The sequence below is a fragment of the Micromonospora siamensis genome (genome assembly GCF_900090305.1).
GTDB lineage: Bacteria > Actinomycetota > Actinomycetes > Mycobacteriales > Micromonosporaceae > Micromonospora > Micromonospora siamensis.
In genome coordinates, this window is sequence record NZ_LT607751.1 from 2,388,336 (window position 1) to 2,406,686 (window position 18,351).

Annotated in this window: 12 protein-coding genes; 8 read left to right on the top strand and 4 right to left on the bottom strand. The window is 73.6% G+C overall.

The window, feature by feature from the left end:
* The first annotated feature begins 37 nt into the window (after nucleotides 1–37).
* From GA0074704_RS11020 to fxsT, 3 genes are read left to right on the top strand one after another with little or no spacing between them, the layout of a single operon-like run.
* Nucleotides 38–697 (top strand): TIR-like protein FxsC, encoded by a 660-nt coding sequence (locus tag GA0074704_RS11020; RefSeq protein ID WP_157743643.1) that lies wholly within the window; start codon nucleotides 38–40, stop codon nucleotides 695–697.
* A complete protein-coding gene (locus GA0074704_RS11025) occupies nucleotides 694–1,953 on the top strand; it encodes a TIR-like protein FxsC (protein WP_088970420.1) in 1,260 nt (419 codons plus the stop codon). The genes GA0074704_RS11020 and GA0074704_RS11025 overlap by 4 nt, the downstream gene beginning before the upstream one ends.
* Entirely contained in the window at nucleotides 1,950–5,813 is a 3,864-nt protein-coding gene (fxsT, locus tag GA0074704_RS11030) for an FxSxx-COOH system tetratricopeptide repeat protein (RefSeq protein ID WP_088970421.1), read from the top strand. The genes GA0074704_RS11025 and fxsT overlap by 4 nt, the downstream gene beginning before the upstream one ends.
* A 175-nt stretch (nucleotides 5,814–5,988) precedes the next feature.
* Here fxsT and GA0074704_RS11035 read toward each other — a convergent pair whose 3' ends face one another.
* Nucleotides 5,989–6,897: an alpha/beta fold hydrolase gene (locus tag GA0074704_RS11035; protein WP_231926815.1), complete on the bottom strand. Its 909-nt coding sequence runs from the start codon at nucleotides 6,895–6,897 to the stop codon at nucleotides 5,989–5,991.
* A gap of 211 nt (nucleotides 6,898–7,108) precedes the next feature.
* On the opposite strand from GA0074704_RS11035, the gene miaB reads away from it, so the two are divergent.
* Nucleotides 7,109–8,587: a tRNA (N6-isopentenyl adenosine(37)-C2)-methylthiotransferase MiaB gene (gene miaB, locus GA0074704_RS11040; RefSeq protein ID WP_088970423.1), complete on the top strand. Its 1,479-nt coding sequence runs from the start codon at nucleotides 7,109–7,111 to the stop codon at nucleotides 8,585–8,587.
* Between the two features lie 51 nt (nucleotides 8,588–8,638).
* Here miaB and GA0074704_RS11045 read toward each other — a convergent pair whose 3' ends face one another.
* Together GA0074704_RS11045 and GA0074704_RS11050 are read right to left on the bottom strand one after the other, a co-directional pair.
* Entirely contained in the window at nucleotides 8,639–10,267 is a 1,629-nt protein-coding gene (locus GA0074704_RS11045; RefSeq protein WP_088970424.1) for a cellulase family glycosylhydrolase, read from the bottom strand.
* Nucleotides 10,268–10,711: 444 nt separating this feature from the next.
* Nucleotides 10,712–11,920 carry a DUF349 domain-containing protein gene (locus GA0074704_RS11050; RefSeq protein WP_088970425.1) on the bottom strand — a complete coding sequence of 403 codons (1,209 nt, stop codon included), beginning with the start codon at nucleotides 11,918–11,920 and terminating at the stop codon, nucleotides 10,712–10,714.
* A gap of 459 nt (nucleotides 11,921–12,379) precedes the next feature.
* Between GA0074704_RS11050 and GA0074704_RS11055 the strand changes: the two genes are divergently transcribed.
* From GA0074704_RS11055 to dapF, 3 genes are read left to right on the top strand one after another with little or no spacing between them, the layout of a single operon-like run.
* Nucleotides 12,380–13,099, top strand: a complete 720-nt coding sequence (locus GA0074704_RS11055; RefSeq protein ID WP_088970426.1) for a class III extradiol ring-cleavage dioxygenase family protein — start codon at nucleotides 12,380–12,382, stop codon at nucleotides 13,097–13,099.
* Nucleotides 13,096–14,007 carry a tRNA (adenosine(37)-N6)-dimethylallyltransferase MiaA gene (miaA, locus tag GA0074704_RS11060; protein ID WP_088970427.1) on the top strand — a complete coding sequence of 304 codons (912 nt, stop codon included), beginning with the start codon at nucleotides 13,096–13,098 and terminating at the stop codon, nucleotides 14,005–14,007. The genes GA0074704_RS11055 and miaA overlap by 4 nt, the downstream gene beginning before the upstream one ends.
* A 7-nt stretch (nucleotides 14,008–14,014) precedes the next feature.
* On the top strand, nucleotides 14,015–14,866 hold the full coding sequence (dapF, locus tag GA0074704_RS11065) for a diaminopimelate epimerase (RefSeq protein ID WP_088970428.1): 852 nt from the start codon (nucleotides 14,015–14,017) through the stop codon (nucleotides 14,864–14,866).
* 306 nt (nucleotides 14,867–15,172) lie between these two features.
* Here dapF and GA0074704_RS11070 read toward each other — a convergent pair whose 3' ends face one another.
* Nucleotides 15,173–16,693 carry an NAD-dependent malic enzyme gene (locus GA0074704_RS11070; RefSeq protein ID WP_088970429.1) on the bottom strand — a complete coding sequence of 507 codons (1,521 nt, stop codon included), beginning with the start codon at nucleotides 16,691–16,693 and terminating at the stop codon, nucleotides 15,173–15,175.
* Nucleotides 16,694–16,891: 198 nt separating this feature from the next.
* Between GA0074704_RS11070 and hflX the strand changes: the two genes are divergently transcribed.
* Complete coding sequence (gene hflX / locus GA0074704_RS11075; protein WP_088970430.1) at nucleotides 16,892–18,346, top strand: GTPase HflX; 1,455 nt, start codon at nucleotides 16,892–16,894, stop codon at nucleotides 18,344–18,346.
* Nucleotides 18,347–18,351: the final 5 nt, after the last annotated feature.

Below are 18,351 nucleotides of genomic sequence, written 5' to 3' on the forward strand. Positions count from 1 at the left end.
GATGGTCCGGCCGCGTGGGGAGGGCGGAGGCGCATCGGTGAGCACAGTGGACGCACCCGCCGCGACGCGGGCCCCGCTGTTCTTCCTCAGCTACTCCCGCCCGCCGTTCCGCCGCTCCACCCCCGGCGCCACCGATCCCGTCCTGCGCTTCTTCGAGGACCTGTCGGTCCACGTCAGCGAGCTGGTCGGGCCGGAGACCGGGGTCGACGCCGGTTTCATGGACAGCGCCATGACCGGCGGGGAGCGGTGGACCCCGGAGCTGCTGCGCGCCGCCGGGACCTGCCAGGTCTTCGTCCCCCTGCTCTCCAGCGCGCTGATCGGCAGCGCCTGGTGCGGGATGGAGTGGGACGCCTTCTCCCGCCGCCGACTGGTGCCGCAGGGCGGCGGCGGGCCCGGCCACGCCACCGCGATCGTGCCGGTCACCTGGTCGCCCACGGACGACGCCCGGCTGCCCCGGGTGGTCCGCGACATCCAACGGTTCTCGCCCACCCCGATGCCGGATCCCGACATCGTGCGGCAGTACGAGCGGGAAGGGGTCTACGGCTTGCTCACCATGCGGATGGAGAACGCGTACCAGGCGGTCGCCTGGCGGCTCGCCCAGCGCATCGTCGAGATCCACCGGTCGTTCCGGGTGGAGCCCCGGGTGCCCGCGGGCTTCGGTGAGCTGCGGAACCTCTTCGCCGGGGAGGAACGGTGAGCCCCTACGGCGCGGCGCCCGGCACGTACTTCTTCCTCAGCTACGCCCACTCCGCGCCGCCGCAGGGCGCGCGGACCGACACCGACGTCTGGGTACGCCGGTTCTTCACCGACCTGTCGGCCGCCGTGGCTGAGCGGGCCCGACCGACGCCCGGGATGCGGATCGGCTTCTTCGACCAGCACATCCCGGTCGGGGCGGACTGGAAGGCCGCGCTGGCCGAGGCGATCAGCGGCGCGCAGGTCTTCGTCCCGCTCTACTCACCCGGCTACTTCCGGCGCCCGTGGGCCCTCGGCGAGCAGGAGTCGTTCCGGGCCCGGCTCGCCGCGGCCGGGGCGACCGGCGACCGGGACGGGCACGTCGCCCCGGTGCTGTGGATCCCGTTCCCGTACGGCGAGACCGGTCCCGAGCTGGCGGCGGCGCTGGAGCGGGGCCGGGAGATCCCCGGGTACGCCGAGAACGGTGTCCGGGCGCTCTGCATGCTGTCGGCCTACGCCGACCCGTACCGCGACCTGCTGGCGGGACTGGCCCGGCACATCGTGGACGTCGCCGAGCGGCATCCGCTGGCCCCCTCCCGCGCCCCCGGCCTGGACGAGGTGGCCCGGCCGGTGCCCGGCGACCCGGACCTGGTGGTGGCCGTCCTGGCCCCCACCCGCGACCGGCTCCCGCCCGGCCGGGCCGTGCAGCCGTACGCCGGCGCCGGCCGGTCCTGGCGCCCCTTCGGTGGGCAGCAGGAGCTGCCGGTCGCCGAGTACGCCGCCAGCACCGCCGAACGGCTCGGCCTGTCGGCGCGGACGGTCGACTTCGACGGGGCGGGCGAGCTGCTCGACCGCCGCCCGGCGGTGCTGCTGATCGATCCGTGGCTCGCCGCGGCGCCCGGCGCGGTGGGTTCCCTGGTCGGCGCGGTACGCGGGCTGCGGCCCTGGGTGGTGCCCCTGGTGATCACCGACGGCGAAGACCCGCAGGACGCCACGCGACTCGCCGAGGACGTCACGGACATGCTGCACAATGCGGGCGTGCCCCAGGTCAAGCAGGCCCGGAGCGTGACGGAGTTCGCCGGCCTCATCCCCGCGCTGGTGACCGAGGCCCGCCGGCAGTACCTCAAACACGGCCCGGTGACGGAGTTCCCCCCGCCGCCCGAGCCGCCACCCAGCCTGCGGCACGGGCCGGAGCCGCGTCCCCGGCCCGGCACCCGCCTCGACCCGCCGCCCGCCCACGACGATCCGGCGTCGCCGCGTACCCACGGAGAGAACCGATGAGCAACGATCGCGAAGGTCAGGTCGTCACGTTCTACTCGTTCAAGGGTGGAACGGGTCGGACCATGGCGCTGGCCAACGTGGCCTGGATCCTGGCCGCCAACGGCCGACGGGTGCTGGTCGCCGACTGGGACCTCGAATCCCCGGGCCTGCACCGCTTCTTCCACCCGTTCCTCGACGCCGAGGCGATCCAGAACACCAGCGGCGTCATCGACATGATCCGCGACTACGAGTGGGAGACCACCCGCACCGTGGACCGGCCGGACCGCTGGGTCGAGCAGTTCGCCCGGGTCGGCCGGCACGCGTTCTCCCTGCGCTGGGACTTCCCCGACGGCGGCAGCCTGGACTTCCTCTCCGCCGGCCGGCAGAACAGCGACTACGCCGTCTCGGTCAGCGGCCTGGACTGGGACAACTTCTACAACCGGCTGGGCGGCGCGCAGTTCTTCGAGGCGCTGCGCGCCGACATGAAGCGCGAGTACGACTACACCCTGATCGACAGCCGCACCGGCCTGAGCGACGTCGCCGACATCTGCACCCTGCACCTGCCGGACACCCTGGTCGACTGCTTCACCCTCAGCGACCAGGGGATCGAGGGCGCGGCCGGGGTGGCCCGCTCGGTCCGGGACCGGTTCCGCCGCCGGCCGATCCGGATCCTGCCGGTGCCGATGCGGGTCGACCAGGCCGAGAAGGAGAAGGCGGAGGCCGGCCGGTCGCTGGCCATGCGCCGGTTCCTCGGGCTGCCGTCCGGGATGACCGAGCCGGAACGCCGGCGCTACTGGGCGGCGGTGGAGGTGCCGTACCGGCCGTTCTACGCGTACGAGGAGACCCTGGCCACCTTCGGGGACCCTCCCGGCTCGCCGACCTCGCTGCTGGCCGCGTTCGAGACGCTGACCGGGATCCTCACCGACGGCGAGGTGAGCGCGCTGCCGGTGATGGTGGAGTCCGTCCGCGAGCGGGGCAAGGCCCGGTTCCGCCGCCGCGCCGAGGCCGTCGACGACCAGATCGTGCTCCGGTACGCCCCGGAGGACGCGGTCTGGGCGGAGTGGCTGGAACGGGTGCTCAGCTCGGCCGGGATGCGGGTGGTCGACCCCGGCTCGGCGGTCGGCTCGGCGGCCACCCCGGCGCCCCGGACGCTGACCGTGGTCTCTCCGGCCTACCTGGCGACCCCACCGGGCGGCCTGCCGCCCCGCGAGCCGAGCACCGGCTCGACCGCCCTCGCCGTCTACGTGGCCGACCTGCGACCGCTGGCCGAGTTCCCCGCGCAGGCCGCCACCCACCTGGTCAACGTCAGCGCGGAGACGGCGGTGGAGCGGGTGCTGCGGCTGGTCGGCCGGCCGGTGCCGGCCGCGGCCCAGGGTGCGCCCGCCGGCGGCAGCCGCTACCCGGGCACCGATCCGACCGTCTTCAACGCCCCCAACCGCAACGCCCGGTTCACCGGCCGCGAGGACGACCTGGCCGAGCTGCGCCGGCAGTTGCAGAGCGGGCGCAGCGCGGTGGTGCTCCCCGTCGCCCTGCAGGGCATGGGCGGGGTCGGCAAGACCCAGCTCGCCCTGGAGTACGTCTACCGCTACCGCGGCGCGTACGACGTGGTCTGGTGGATCGTGGCGGACCCGCCGCAGTTCGTCGACACCGCCCTTGCCGACCTGGGCGCCCGCCTCGACGTGCCGGCCGGCCCGACGCTGCCCGACTCGGTGCGCAACACCCTCCAGGCGCTCGGCCGGGGCCGACCCCACGAGCGGTGGCTGGTCGTCTTCGACAACGCCGAGGAGCTCGAGCACATCGAGCAGTTCCTGCCGCAGGGGCCGACCGGCCACGTCCTGCTCACCTCCCGCAACCGGGCGTGGGGGGAGCGGGCCAACCCGATCCAGGTGGACGTCTTCGACCGGGCGGAGAGCGTCGCGCACCTCGCCCAGCGGGTCCCGGCGATCAGCGCCGAGGAGGCCGACCGGGTCGCCGACGCCCTGGGGGACCTGCCGATCGCGGTCGCCGCCGCCGGGGCCTGGTTGGCGGAGACCGGCACGCCGGTCCCGGACTATCTGCGGCTGATCGAACGGCACGGGCCGAGCGCGCTGTCGGTGGAGGCCACCTGGGACCTGTCGCTCAACCGGCTGCGCGACCAGGCGCCGGCCGCGTACCGGCTGTTGCAGCTCTGCTCGGTGCTGGCGCCGGAGATCGCCCTGGAGCTGATCTACAGCGACGAGATGGCCGCGGCCCTGGTGCCGTACGACCCGGCAGTCTCCGAACGGCTGGTCCGGGGCGCCCTGGTCCAGCAGATCAACCGCCTCGCCCTGCTCAAGTTGGACGTGCAGGGCGGCCGGATCCAGGTGCACCGGCTGTTGCAGGCGGTGGTCCGGGACCGGATGACCGCCGAGGAGGTCACCGAGGCCCGGCACCAGGTCCACCTGGTGCTGGCCGCGTCCCGCCCGCGCGGCGACGTCGACGACCCCGGCACCTGGCCTCGGCTGCGGATGCTCTGGCCGCACCTGGAGGTGTCGGAGGCGCTGACCTGCGCGGAGGAGACGGTCCGTCAGCTGCTGATCGACCGGGTGCGCTACCTGTGGCAGCGCGGCGGCCTAGACCAGGCCGACGAGTTCAGCCGGCGGGTCGACGAGATCTGGTCGGCGCAGGCCGCCGGCCCGGACGGCGGTGGGGCGCTGCCCCGGCAGCTGCTGCACCTGCGGTTCAACCGGGCGAACATCCTGCGCAGCCTCGGCCGGTTCGCCGAGGCGCGGGACCTCGACGAGGCGGTCCTGGCCGAGCAGCGCCAACTCCTCGGCGAGCTGCACCCGCACTCGCTGATGACCGCCGGCAGCCTCGCCGGTGATCTGCGGGCCCTCGGCCGGTACGCCGAGGCGCTGGAACGCGACCGCTCCACCTACGCCTCCTGGGTGCAGGTGCTCGGCGAGGACGACCGGCGGACGTTGAGCGCCGCCAACAACCTCGCCGCCTCCTACCGGCTGGTCGGGGACTACCGGTCGGCGCGGCGCTGGGACGACGAGGTGCACCAGCGGCGCCGGCTGGTGCTCGGCCCGACCAACCCGTACACGTTGCTCTCCGCGGTCCGGCTCGGCGGCGACCTGCGGGAGGCCGGCGAGTACGAGAAGTCGGTGCTGCTGCTCCGCGAGGTGTACGACCGCTACGTCGAGGTGCTGGGCGGCGAGGACCAGCTCACCCTCACCGCCCAGGTCAACCTGGCGGTCTCGCTGCGCAGCGTGGGCCGGCCCGCCGACGCCGCGCCGATGTTCGAGGCCGCGTACCGGACGCTGGCCGACCGGTTCGGGCCGAACAACCCGGACACGGTGGCCTGCCGGTCGAGCCGGGCGGCGAACCTGCTCGCGGTCAACGACGAGGCCCGGGCGCTGAGCGAGATGGCCGCAGTGGCCCGCGCGTACGAGGAGGAGCTGCGCCTCGGCCCGACGCACCCGCACACGCTGGCCACCTTGAGCAACCGGTCCGCCGCCGAACGCGCCCTCGGCCGCCGGTCCGAGGCCCGCGCCACCGCCGGGCGGGCGGTGGACGAGTTGCGCAAGGTGCTCGGCCTCGACCATCCGCACACCCTCGCCGCGGAGGTCAACCACGCGGTCTGCCTCGCCGAGGAGGGGGAGTGGGCGCCGGCCCTGGACCGGTTGCGGGACACCGCCCGGCGGCATGGCCACGCCATCGGCGCGACCCACCCGGACACCCTGCGCTGCCTGGGTGACCTCGCCCTGGTCGCGGGGCGGGCGGGTGCCGGTGCGGCCGAGGCCGACGCCGAGGCCGCCGCCGACCGGCTGGCCGAGGTGATCGGGCAGGAGCATCCGAGCGTGCAGACGCTGCGGGAGCGCCGGCTGGTGGTCCGGGTGATCGACCCCAACCCGTTCTGACCGGCACGCCGCGCGCCCTGCCGGTCCGCAGGCCCTGCCGGTCCGCACGCCCTGCCGGTCCGCACGCCCTGCCGGTCCGCGCGCCCTGCTGGGCCGTGCGCCTGGTCGGGCCGCGCGCCTGGTCGGCCCGCGCCCTGGCCGGGCCGATGGCGTCCGGGGGTCCGTCGGCCGGCGGTCAGAGCCGCGGGGCGGTGGCCAGCTCGGGGGTGGTCAGCCAGGCCAGGGTCTGCGGCAGGATCTCCACCGCGCCGAAGTGCGCGGCGCCCGGCTGCACCTGGACCTCCGCGTTGGCGATCCGGGCGGCCAGCCACCGGGAGTGCGCCACCGGCGAGAAGCGGTCCTGCTCGCCGTGCCACAACCGGACCGGCGCCCGGATGGCGCCGAGGTCGAAGTCCCAGGCGCGGCGCAGGGCGAGCACGTCGTCGATCCAGCCGTCCGGGCCGTGCCGCAGGGCCTCGGCGTACATGTCGGTGAGCAGCCGGCGGATCGTCACGTCGTCCACCACCCGGATGTCGGACTCGCTGAGCTGCGGGCGGAGCACCTCGAGCAGGGTCATCGGGTCCCGCTGGGCGTTGCGCGCCCGCTCGGTCAGCGACAGCTTCAGCTCGGTGGCGTCCTCGTCGGCCAGCCCGTAGTCGTCGACGTTGCCCTCGGTCATGCCGGAGTACCAGTCCAGGTCCGGGGCGCCGGCCGGGGCCAGCCCCACCAGGACCGCGGCCCGGGTCACCCGCTCGGGCAGCAGCGCCGCGCAGGCCAGGGCGTGCGGCCCGCCACCGGAGCGCCCCACCACGGCGAACCGGTCGATGCCGAGCGCGTCGGCGATCGCCGCCACGTCGGCCGCCGCGTCGGCCACCCGGCGGCCCTCCTGCCGGTCGGAGTCGCCGTAGCCGGGCCGGTCGTAGCAGACCAGGTGCACGCCGAGGCGGTAGAGCACGACCGGCCGGGGGCGGGGGCCGCTGCGGCTGCCCGGGGTGCCGTGCAGCAGGAACACCACCGGCCCGTCCGGGGCGCCGGAGGTCTCCACCGCGAGTCGCCGCCCGTCGCCGGCGACGACGATGCGCTCTGCCGCGTTTTGTAGCGTCACGGTGGCCTCCCGCGGGTTCGTCATGTGCTCCCCCGAGTCGGAGACGCGTATCGGTGGTGCAAAGACCCCGAAACCGCCCAGAACACAGTCCTGCTGTGCAGCGTACTGCCCGGCGGATGCCCCCGCCATGGGCCGCCGGGTCAATGCCGGGCGGACGGGTCGGCCGAGCGGGCCGCTACCCTGGTAGCCCGAGGAAAGGGGCGCCGAGCAGGTGGCTAGGACCTACAACGTCGTCACGTACGGCTGCCAGATGAACGTGCACGACTCCGAACGCATCTCCGGCCTGCTGGAGCAGGCGGGATACGTGCGCGCACCCGGCGGGGACGAGACCCCCGACGTGGTCGTCTTCAACACCTGCGCGGTCCGGGAGAACGCCGACAACCGGCTCTACGGCAACCTCGGCCGGCTCCGCCCGGTCAAGGACAAGCACCGCGAGATGCAGATCGCCGTCGGCGGCTGCCTGGCCCAGAAGGACCGCGGCGAGATCGTCCGCAAGGCCCCCTGGGTGGACGTGGTCTTCGGGACCCACAACATCGGCTCCCTGCCGGTGCTGCTGGAGCGGGCCCGGCACAACGCCGCCGCCGAGGTGGAGATCCTGGAGTCCCTCGACGTCTTCCCCTCCACGCTGCCCACCCGCCGCGAGTCGACGTACGCGGGCTGGGTGTCGATCTCGGTGGGCTGCAACAACACCTGCACCTTCTGCATCGTGCCGTCGCTGCGCGGCAAGGAGAAGGACCGTCGCCCCGGCGACATCCTCTCCGAGGTGCGCGCCCTGGTCGACGAGGGTGTGCTGGAGGTGACCCTGCTCGGGCAGAACGTCAACTCCTACGGCGTGGAGTTCGGCGACCGGTACGCCTTCGGCAAGCTGCTGCGCGCCTGCGGTGACATCGACGGGCTGGAGCGGGTCCGGTTCACCAGCCCGCACCCGAAGGACTTCACCGACGACGTGATCGCCGCGATGGCGGAGACGCCGAACGTCTGCCACTCGCTGCACATGCCGTTGCAGTCCGGCTCCGACGACGTGCTGAAGGCGATGCGCCGGTCGTACCGGTCGGAGAAATACCTCGGCATCATCGAGAAGGTCCGCGCGGCGATGCCGGACGCGGCGATCACCACCGACATCATCGTCGGCTTCCCGGGCGAGACCGAGGCCGACTTCCAGCGCACCCTGGACGTGGTCCGCGAGTCCCGGTTCTCCTCGGCGTTCACCTTCCAGTACTCCAAGCGCCCCGGCACCCCGGCGGCCACCATGGACGGCCAGCTTCCCAAGCAGGTCGTGCAGGAGCGCTACGACCGGCTGATCGCCTGCGTCGAGGAGATCACCTGGGCGGAGAACAAGAAGCTCGTCGGCGAGCCGGTCGAGGTGCTGGTCGCCGTCGGCGAGGGGCGCAAGGACGAGCGCACCGGCCGGATGTCCGGCCGGGCCCGCGACGGCCGCCTGGTCCACTTCGACGCCGGGTCGCTGGCCGGGCGGATCCGGCCCGGCGACATCGTGCACACCACCGTCACGTACGCCGCCCCGCACCACCTCAACGCCGACGGCGAGCCGCTGTCGCACCGGCGTACCCGCGCCGGTGACGCGGCCGAGGCGGGACGCTCCCCGCGTACCCCCGGGGTGTTGCTCGGGCTGCCCACGGTCGGCGCGCCGACCACGCCGCCCGCGCCCGCCGGGGCCTGCTCCGCGCACTGACGCGACGCCTCGACGGCCGGGACCCGCCACGGGTCCCGGCCGTCGGCGTCCTCAGCAGGCGGCGCCGTTGAGCTTCACTGCGCCCGGCGCGGACGCCGCGCCGTTGGCGGTGAAGCCGACCGTCACCGACGCGCCCGGCGCGAGGGTCTTCGCCCAGTCCGGAGCGGCGGCGGTGACCGTGCTGCCGGACTGGGTGACGGTGGCGTTCCAGCCGCTGGCCAGGGTCACCCCGGACGGCCAGGTCCAGGTCGCGGTCCACGGGTTCAGCGTGCCGGTGCCGGTGTTCTTCACGGTCAGCTCCCCCTGGAAGCCACCGGCCCAGGCGTTGACCTGCTTGTAGCTGGCCGTGCACGCCCCGCTCGGGGCCGGCGTCGTCGGCGACGGCGACGGCGAGGTCGGTGACGGGGACGGCGACGTGGGGGTCGGGGACGGGTTGCCGCCACCACCCACCGGCGCGATCAGGTACGGCTGGATGATGTCCTGCTTGGCCTGGTTGATGGTGGTCCAGTCGTCGTTGGCGATGCCGCCGGTGTCACCCGAGTTCGGGTTCCACGACCAGTACGTGAACGACATCCCGTTCACCCCGGTCCCGGTGTACGCCAGCAGGTTCTGCAACCAGACCTTGTCCTTCGGGTCCTGCAACGTGGTGCCGAACTCGCCCATCATGATCGGCGCGACGTTCTGCTTGTACAGGTAACCCCAGTACTTGTCCCAGATGCCCGGCATGTTCGCCGGGTACGTCGGGTCGTCGAACCAGGCCTGGTGGTAGACCGAGGTGGCGTACTCGTGCGGCGAGTAGACCAGCCGGTTCGCCACGTTCAGCCGGACCGGGAACTGCCCGGCCTTGGAGAGGTTGCCACCCCACCAGCCGCAGTCCTCGTCGTTGCTGGTGTCGCCGTCCCAGACGTTCGACAGGCCACCGCTGGGGCAGCTCACCCCCTCGACGAAGATCAGCCAGTTCGGCTGCACCCCGAGGATCGCGTTGCCGGCCCGCTCGGCGGCCAGCCGCCAGTCCCGGGCGGTGTCGCCGCAGCCCCAGCAGGCGCCGGTGGCGGCCGGGTTGGTGCCCTCGGCGTGCGGCTCGTTGTGCAGGTCCGCGCCGATCACCGTGGGGTTGTTCGCGTACCGCTGGGCGAGCATCTTCCAGTCCGCGATCCAGGTCGCCTCGGAGACCGTCGAGGTGTACCAGAGCGGTGACTGCCCGGCCGAGGTCGGCCGGTGCCGGTCCAGGATGACCCGCATCCCCTTGCCGCCGGCGTAGTCGATGACCTTGTCGAGGATCTGCAGCGGGGAGAGCCCGACCAGGTCCGGGTTGACGAAGTCGTTGATCCCGCTGGCCGTCGCGCCCGGCTTCAGCGCGTCGTTCGAGTAAGGGATGCGCAGGGTGTTGTAACCCAGCCGGGCCATCGTGTCGAGCTGACCGCGCCACGGGTTGCTCGACCAGAGACCGTGGAACGTCTTGTTGTCGGTCTCCATGCCGAACCAGTTGATGCCGGTGAGCCGGACGGTGGCCCCCGTACTGTCGACGATCTTGCTGCCGTTGGTGTGCAGGTAGCCGGTGCCGGTGCCGCCGACAGCGGCGGCGGCCGGGGTGGTGCTGACGGCGGCGGCGACGAGGACGCCGGCCGCGGCGGTGGCGAGCGCGGTGAGCGCGCCGCCGAGGGCGGTGGGTCGGTGCATCGGAGCTCCACTTCGGATGCCCGCGCGGCGCGGCCGCCGCGGGCGGGAGGGCCAGGTCGATGGTCACGCTCCTCCGCGAGTACGCGGACAGAGCGCGACGATCCGGTCACGTGGACGCGGTCACTCGCGCCGATCACACCGGAACTCTCCGACGGCTGATCAGCCGCAGGTGCCCTCGTGCCGGTGTCGGAACCTGGCTCCGAGCCCATTCTGATCAGCCTGTCTCGATGCGTCAACCATCCCTGCCTGACACCCACCCTCCTGCCCCGGCCGCCGCCGGGCCGACCGGCCTCTCGGGCAAGGTCACGCTCGATCCTGGATGTGGTGGCGTCGCGGACCCGAGGAGGCCACTACATCCAGGAAGTAGCGTGATCTGGGCGCGGGGCGGACAGTCGGAAGCCCCCGACCCGTCAGGGTCGGGGGCTTCCGGGGTAGGAACTGGGGTCAGCCGGCCTGTTCGGCGAGCTGCAGGAACCGGCGCTTCGAGGCGAGGGCCTGCTCGGCCTCCTTGACGCGGCGGGCGTCACCGGCGGCCTGCGCGCGGGCCAGCCGCTCCTCGGCCTCCGCGACCTGCGCCCGCATCTGGGCCAGCAGCGGGTTGTCCTCCTTGGTGGTACGCCGCCACGCCGAGTCCATCACCTCGCGGACCTTGTCGTCGACGGCGCGCAGCCGGCGCTCCAGTCCGGCGGCGGCCTCGCGGGGCACCCGGCCGGCCTCGTGCCACTGCGCCTGGATCTCCCGAAGCTTGGCCTGGGCGCCCTTCGGGTCACCGTCGACGTCGAGCGCCTCGGCCTCGGCCAGCAGCGCCTGCTTGCGCTCCAGGTTCGCCTTCTGCTCGTTGTCCCGGGCGGAGAAGACCTCGCTGCGGCGGCTGAAGAACGCGTCCTGGGCGGCCCGGAACCGTTCCCAGAGCTTCTGCTCGGCCTCCTTGGAGGCCCGCGGCGCGGTCTTCCACTGGTTCATCAGGTCCTTGAGCTGGTTGGCGGTCGCCGCCCACTCGGTGGAGTCCTTGAGCTTCTCGGCCTCGGCGACCAGCTCCTCCTTGACCTGCTGCGCCTGCTTGCGCTGCTGGTCCAGGGTGGCGAAGTGGGCGCCTCGCCGGCGGGTGAAGCCGTCCCGGGCGGCGGCGAACCGCTTCCACAGCTCACCGTCGGCCTTCTTGTCGACCCCGCGGATGGTCTTCCACTCGTCGAGGATCTCCTTGAGCCGGTCCCCGGCGGTCTTCCAGCCGGTCGACTCGGCGGCCAGCTTCTCCGCCTCCTCCACCAGGGCCGTCTTGCGGGCCAGCGCCTCGGTACGGGCGGCGTCGCGGGCGGCGCGGGCCTCCCCGGCCTTCTCCTCGGCCACCACGGCGAGCTTGTCCAGGCGCGCCACCAGGGCGTCGATGTCGCCCACGACGTGCGCCTCGGGCAGCGTGGCCCGGATCCGCTTGATCGTGGTCAGCGAGTGACCAGCGTCCGCAGCGCCCGAGTTGAGCCGCGCCTCGGTCAGGTCAACCTCGGTGACCAGGTCGGCGTAGCGGCGGGCGAAGTGGGCCAGCCCCTCCTCGGGCGCCCCCGCCTGCCAGGATCCGACCACCCGCTCACCCTCGGCGGTCTTGACGTAGACGGTGCCGTCCTCGTCCACCCGTCCGAAGGCAGTCCAGTCGCTCATGTGCCCATCCTCGTTCTCCCGGCGTCGACGGGACACCCCCGCGACGCCGCCACGGCGCAGCCAAGTTACTTCGGGCATTGTCACAGGTCCGACCCGGTGCGTGTCGAGCGCCTGTCGTCGACCGTGACCATACGGTGTCGTAAGGCCCTGATGGGGGTATCCGCGCGGGACGTATCGGTCATCCGACCGCCGCGGAGTGGCGTGGCCCACTCCCTCGCCCGAGGAATCGGTGCCGACCGGCACCCGTCCACTGTGCCGCAGGCCCGCCGCCCGCGCGCCACCAGCCGGCCCCTGCCGTCGGCCCGCCACGCGGGCGGCTCTGCGGGTGGACCGACCCGGAGCCTGGTTGCCGCGCCGCCGGCCCGACGCGCCTGTCCGGGTGACCCGGTTGCCCCGCCAGCGGCGTGACCGGGCCAATCTGGTCGCCGTGCGCACCGCCGGGGCCGCTACCGTTGCCTGGTGCCACTGGTCGCCGCCGCCGTCTGCCCCCATCCGCCGCTGCTCGTCCCCGAGCTGGCCGGCGCCGCCGCCCCCGAGTTGGACGAGCTGCGTGACGCCTCCGACGCCGCCGTCGCCGGTCTCCTCGCCGCCCGCCCCGACGAGTTGCTCCTGGTCGGCGACGGGCCCACGACCACCCGGTTCGACCCCGCCGACTCCGGCTCGCTGCGGGCGTACGGGCTGGATCGCGCGGTCCGGCTGTGGAAGGTCAACTGTGCCGGTGCCGAACGGTTGCCGCTGAGTCTGACCATCGGCGCCTGGCTGCTGGGTCGCACGGGCACCGAGCTGCCCCGACTGGCCCGGTCGGTCGCCACCGACGCCTCGCCGGACGAGTGCGCCGAGCTCGGGGCGACCCTCGTGGCCAGCTCCGAGCGGCGGGTGGCGCTGCTGGTGCTGGGGGACGGGTCGGCCTGCCGGGGCACCAAGGCACCCGGCTACGACGACCCGCGCGCAGAGCCGTACGACGAGGGGGTGGCCCGGGCCCTGGCCGACGCGGACACCGCCGCCCTGCTCGACCTGGACCCAATGCTCGGCGCGGAGCTGCGGGTGGCCGGCCGTGGGCCCTGGCAGGTGCTGGCCGGTGCGGTCCGCGCGGCGGGTGGCGACTGGCGCGGCGAGCTGCTCCACTACTCGGTGCCCTACGGCGTCGCCTACTTCGTGGCCTCCTGGGGGCGGGCATGACCGGCGGTGTGGTGGCCGTGGTCGGACCGACCGCGGCGGGCAAGTCGGCGCTGAGCATCGCCCTGGCGCACGCCCTCGACGGCGAGGTGGTCAACGCCGACTCGATGCAGCTCTACCGGGGCATGGACATCGGGACGGCGAAGCTGACCCCGGCGGAGCGGGAGGGCGTGCCGCACCACCTGCTGGACATCTGGGCGGTGACCGAGCCGGCCAGCGTCGCCGAATACCAGCGGCTGGCCCGGGCCGCGGTCGACGACATCCTGGCCCGGGGAAAGGTGCCGCTGCTGGTGGGCGGCTCAGGGCTCTACGTCCGCGCGGTGCTGGAGCGGTTCGAGTTCCCCGGCACCGACCCCGCCGTCCGGGACCGGCTGGAGGCCGAGCTGGCCCAGACGGGCCCGGGACCGCTCCACGAGCGGCTGCGCGCCGCCGACCCGACCGCGGCGGCCGGCATCCTGCCCGGCAACGGCCGGCGGATCGTCCGGGCCCTGGAGGTGATCGAGCTGACCGGCGCGCCGTTCACCGCGTCGCTGCCCGAGCCGACGCCCTACTACCCGTCGGTGCAGCTCGGCGTCGACCTGGACACCGCGCTGCTGGACGAGCGAATCGCCCTGCGGGTGGACCGGATGTGGGCCGACGGGCTGGTCGGGGAGACCCGCGAGCTGGCCGGCCGGGGTCTCGCCGAGGGGCGGACCGCCGGCCGGGCACTCGGCTACCAGCAGGTGCTGCGCTTCCTGGCCGGTGAGCTGACCGAGACCGAGGCGCACGACGAGACGATCCGGGCCACCCGGCGCTTCGTACGCCGGCAGCGGTCCTGGTTCCGGCGTGACCCGCGGATCCACTGGCTGGACTCCGCAGCCGACGGCCTTGTCGACACTGCCCTGCGGCTGGTCGCCGAGCATCGGCCATGATGGGGGCGTGGAGTTCACCAAGGGGCACGGCACCGGCAACGACTTCGTCATCCTCCCCGACCCGGACGGCGCCCTCGACCTGACGCCCGAGCTGGTCGCCGCGATCTGCGACCGGCGGCGAGGTGTCGGCGGCGACGGCGTGCTGCGGGTGGTCCGGGCCGCCAAGCACCCCGACGGCGCGGCCCTGGCCGGCGAGGCCGAGTGGTTCATGGACTACTGGAACTCCGACGGCTCGTTCGCCGAGATGTGCGGCAACGGCGCCCGGGTCTTCGTCCGCTACCTGCTGACCACCGGGCTGGCTGAGCCGGAGGGCGCGGCGCTGCCGGTGGCCACCCGAGCCGGCCTCGTACGCGCCCGCGTCGAGGGGGACGCCATCGCGGTCGAGATGCGCCGCCCCCGGCTGTTCGACGCCTCGGTCGCCACCCTGGGCGGCCTGACCCTGCCGGGCACCGCCGTCGACGTCGGCAACCCGCACCTGGTCTGTCCGCTGCCGGCCGGCCTGGACCTGGCGACTCTCGACCTGGGCCGCGCGCCGGACTTCGACCCGGCGGTCTTCCCGGACGGGGTGAACGTCGAGTTCACCGCGCCCGGCGAGCCGGTGGCCGGCGTCGACGGGCACGTGCTGATGCGGGTCTACGAGCGCGGCTCGGCCGAAACGCTCTCCTGCGGCACCGGGACCTGCGCGGTCGCGGCCGTCGCCCTGCGCGATCTCGGCCGGGACACCGGCACGGTGGCCGTCGACGTCCCCGGCGGGCGGGTCACGGTGACCGTCACCGACGACACCTGCTGGCTGGTGGGCCCCGCCGTCCTGGTCGCCGCCGGCGCCCTCGACCCCACCGCCCTGACCCCCACCCCCTGACCCACCCCCCACCCCTGCCCCACCCCACCCCTGCCACGCCGTGGCGCCCCGCCACCGGTGCGTTGATCAAGGATTCTTCGTCAAGCCAACGGTCGGAAACTGACGCAAACTTCTTGATCGATGCGCCGGGGTGGACCGGGCGCCCCCGGCCGGGGTGAGCTGCCGGGTGCGGCGGGGAAGCGTTGATCATGAAGTTGGCGGGTGGGTTTGTCCGGTTTCCGGACCGCAAACTTCATGATCAACGGGGCGTGGGCGGGGCGGACGCGTCCGGGCGTGGGCGGGGATGGACGGTGTCGGGCGGGGCTGTCAGGGGGTGGCGGAGGCTTCGGCGGCGATCTCGGGGAGGTCGGCCGGGGCCGGCGGGGTGGTGGGGGCCGGCGCCGGGGTGGCGTTGGGGTCCGCGGGGGAGGGGTCGGCCGGGGTCAGGATGGCGCCGGGGTTCTGGGCGGCGGCGCGGACGGCGGCGGCGACCGCCGGGGCCACCCGGGAGTCGAAGACGCTCGGCACGATCACCGTCGGATTGATCTTGTCCTCACCGACCACGTCGGCGATCGCCCGGGCGGCGGCCAGCGCCATCTCCTCGGTGAACTCCTCCGCGTGCGCGTCGAGCATGCCGCGGAAGACGCCGGGGAACGCGAGCACGTTGTTGATCTGGTTGGGCTGGTCGGAGCGGCCGGTCGCCACGATGGCGGCGTGCTTGCGGGCCTCCCGCGGGTCGACCTCCGGGTCCGGGTTGGCCAGCGCGAAGACGATCGCGTCCTTCGCCATCCCGGCCACGTCGTCGCCGGTGAGCAGGTTGGGCGCGCTGACCCCGATGAAGACGTCGGCGCCACGGACCGCGCCGGCCAGGTCGCCCGCGTAGCCGGCCTTGTTGGTGTTGTCGGCCAGCCACTGCCAGGCCGGGTTGAGCCCGGTCATCCCGCGGTGCAGGGCGCCCTGCCGGTCGTACGCGATGATGTCGCCGACGCCCTGGCGCAGCAACAGCTTCATGATCGCGGTGCCGGCCGCGCCGGCGCCGGAGACCACGACCCGGACGTCCGCGAGCTGCTTGCCCACGACGCGCAGCGCGTTGGTCAGCGCGGCGAGCACGCAGATGGCGGTCCCGTGCTGGTCGTCGTGGAAGACCGGGATGTCCAGCAGCTCGCGCAGCCGGGCCTCGATCTCGAAGCAGCGCGGCGCGGCGATGTCCTCCAGGTTGATCCCGCCGTACGCGGGCGCGATGGCCTTCACGATGGCGACGATCTCGTCGGTGTCCTGGGTGTCGAGCACGACCGGCCAGGCGTCCACCCCGCCGAAGCGCTTGAACAGGGCCGCCTTGCCCTCCATCACCGGCAGCGAGGCGGCCGGGCCGAGGTTGCCCAGGCCGAGCACGGCGGAGCCGTCGCTGACCACGGCGACGGTGTTGCGCTTGATGGTGAGTCGGCGGGCGTCGGCGGGGTTCTCGGCGATGGCCTGGCAGACCCGGGCGACCCCCGGGGTGTACGCGCGGGACAGCTCGTCGCGGGTGCGCAGCGACACCTTGGAGCTGACCTCGATCTTGCCGCCGAGGTGCAGCAGGAAGGTGCGGTCGGAGACCTTGCGGACGTCGACCCCGTCCAGCGCGGTGAGCGCGTCGACCACCTGGTCGGCGTGGCTGGCGTCGGCGGTGTCGCAGGTCAGGTCGACGATCACGTTGGTCGGGTCGGAGTCGACCACGTCCAGCGCGGTGACGATCGCGCCGGCCTCGCCGACGGCGGTGGTGAGCCGGCCGATCGACGACGCGTCCGCGGGGACCGCGATCCGGATCGTGATCGAGAATCCGGCGCTCGGCAGTCGGGTGATGGCCACGGAACAATTCTCCTCGTCAACGCTGACAGCTCGACTCGCATTTCTACCCGCCCGACCGGCGCTGCCGGTATCCGCCCCCGCTACTGACGGGTACTGACCCGGGCATATAGCGGGTGCGTCCGGCGTTGCCACATGTCAGGATTACTGATACGCGCTGGAAACACCCCGGCAGCGGACATAAACGACAGGAGACGCGGCTTGCGCGACGAGGAGACCTACCTCACCTACACCGACGACGACGAGACGGACGCCACCACCGGCGAGTTCGAGCTCTCGGAGCGGCAGGCACTACGGCGGGTCCCCGGTCTCTCCACCGAACTCACCGACATCACCGAGGTCGAATACCGCCAGCTGCGGCTGGAGCGGGTCGTCCTGGTCGGGGTCTGGACCGAGGGCACCCAGGCGGACGCGGACAACTCCCTCACCGAGCTGGCGGCACTGGCCGAGACGGCCGGCTCGCAGGTGCTCGAGGGGCTGATCCAGCGCCGCAACCGGCCGGACCCGGCCACCTACGTCGGGCGGGGCAAGGTCGACGACCTGGGCGCGGTGGTGCTCTCCACCGGCGCCGACACGGTCATCTGCGACGGTGAGCTGTCCCCGTCGCAGCTGCGCAACCTGGAGCAGCGCACCAAGGTCAAGGTGGTCGACCGGACGGCGCTGATCCTGGACATCTTCGCCCAGCACGCCAAGAGCAAGGAAGGTAAGGCCCAGGTCGAGCTGGCCCAGCTCGAATACCTGCTGCCCCGGCTGCGCGGTTGGGGTGAGACCCTCTCCCGGCAGAGCGGTGGTTCCGGCCGTGGTGGCGGCGCCGGCGGCGGCGTGGGTCTGCGTGGCCCCGGTGAGACGAAGCTGGAGACCGACCGGCGCCGGATCCGGCACCGCATCGCCCGGCTGCGCCGCGAGATCAAGGGCATGAAGACGGTACGCCAGACCAAGCGCGCCCGGCGTACCCGCAACGCGGTGCCCGCGGTGGCGATCGCCGGCTACACCAACGCCGGCAAGTCCAGCCTGCTCAACCGCCTGACCGGGGCCGGGGTGCTGGTCGAGAACGCGCTCTTCGCCACCCTCGACCCGACCACCCGCAAGGCGACCACCGCCGACGGCCGGCTCTACACCCTCTCCGACACGGTCGGTTTCGTCCGGCACCTGCCGCACCAGATCGTCGAGGCGTTCCGCTCCACGCTGGAAGAGGTCGCCGACTCCGATCTGGTGGTGCACGTCGTCGACGGCACCCACCCGGATCCGGAGGAGCAGGTCCGCGCGGTCCGCGAGGTGCTCGCCGAGGTGGGCGCCGACCGGCTGCCGGAGCTGCTGGTGGTCAACAAGACCGACGCGGCGAACGAGGACGAGCTGCTGCGGCTCAAGCGGCTCTGGCCGGACGCGGTCTTCGTGTCGGCCCGCGCCGGCCGGGGGATCGACGGGCTGCGCGCCGCCATCGAGGCGCGGCTGCCCCGCCCGGCGGTGGAGGTCCGCGCGGTCCTGCCGTACGACCGGGGTGACCTGGTCGCCCGGCTGCACCGCCAGGGCGAGGTGCTGAGCACCGCGCACCTGCCGGAGGGCACGTTGCTGCACGTGCGGGTCAACGAGGCGCTCGCCGCCGAGCTGGCGCCGTTCACCACCACGGAGCAGGAGGCGGTGGCGGCCGTCCGGTGACCCGA

What these genes read in the sequence shown, in the direction of transcription:
- fxsT (WP_088970421.1), top strand. Translation starts at nt 1,950, where the DNA reads ATGAGCAACGATCGCGAAGGTCAGGTCGTCACGTTCTACTCGTTCAAG.
- GA0074704_RS11050 (WP_088970425.1), bottom strand. Translation starts at nt 11,920, where the DNA reads ATGAGCGACTGGACTGCCTTCGGACGGGTGGACGAGGACGGCACCGTC.
- GA0074704_RS11045 (WP_088970424.1), bottom strand. Translation starts at nt 10,267, where the DNA reads ATGCACCGACCCACCGCCCTCGGCGGCGCGCTCACCGCGCTCGCCACC.
- miaA (WP_088970427.1), top strand. Translation starts at nt 13,096, where the DNA reads ATGACCGGCGGTGTGGTGGCCGTGGTCGGACCGACCGCGGCGGGCAAG.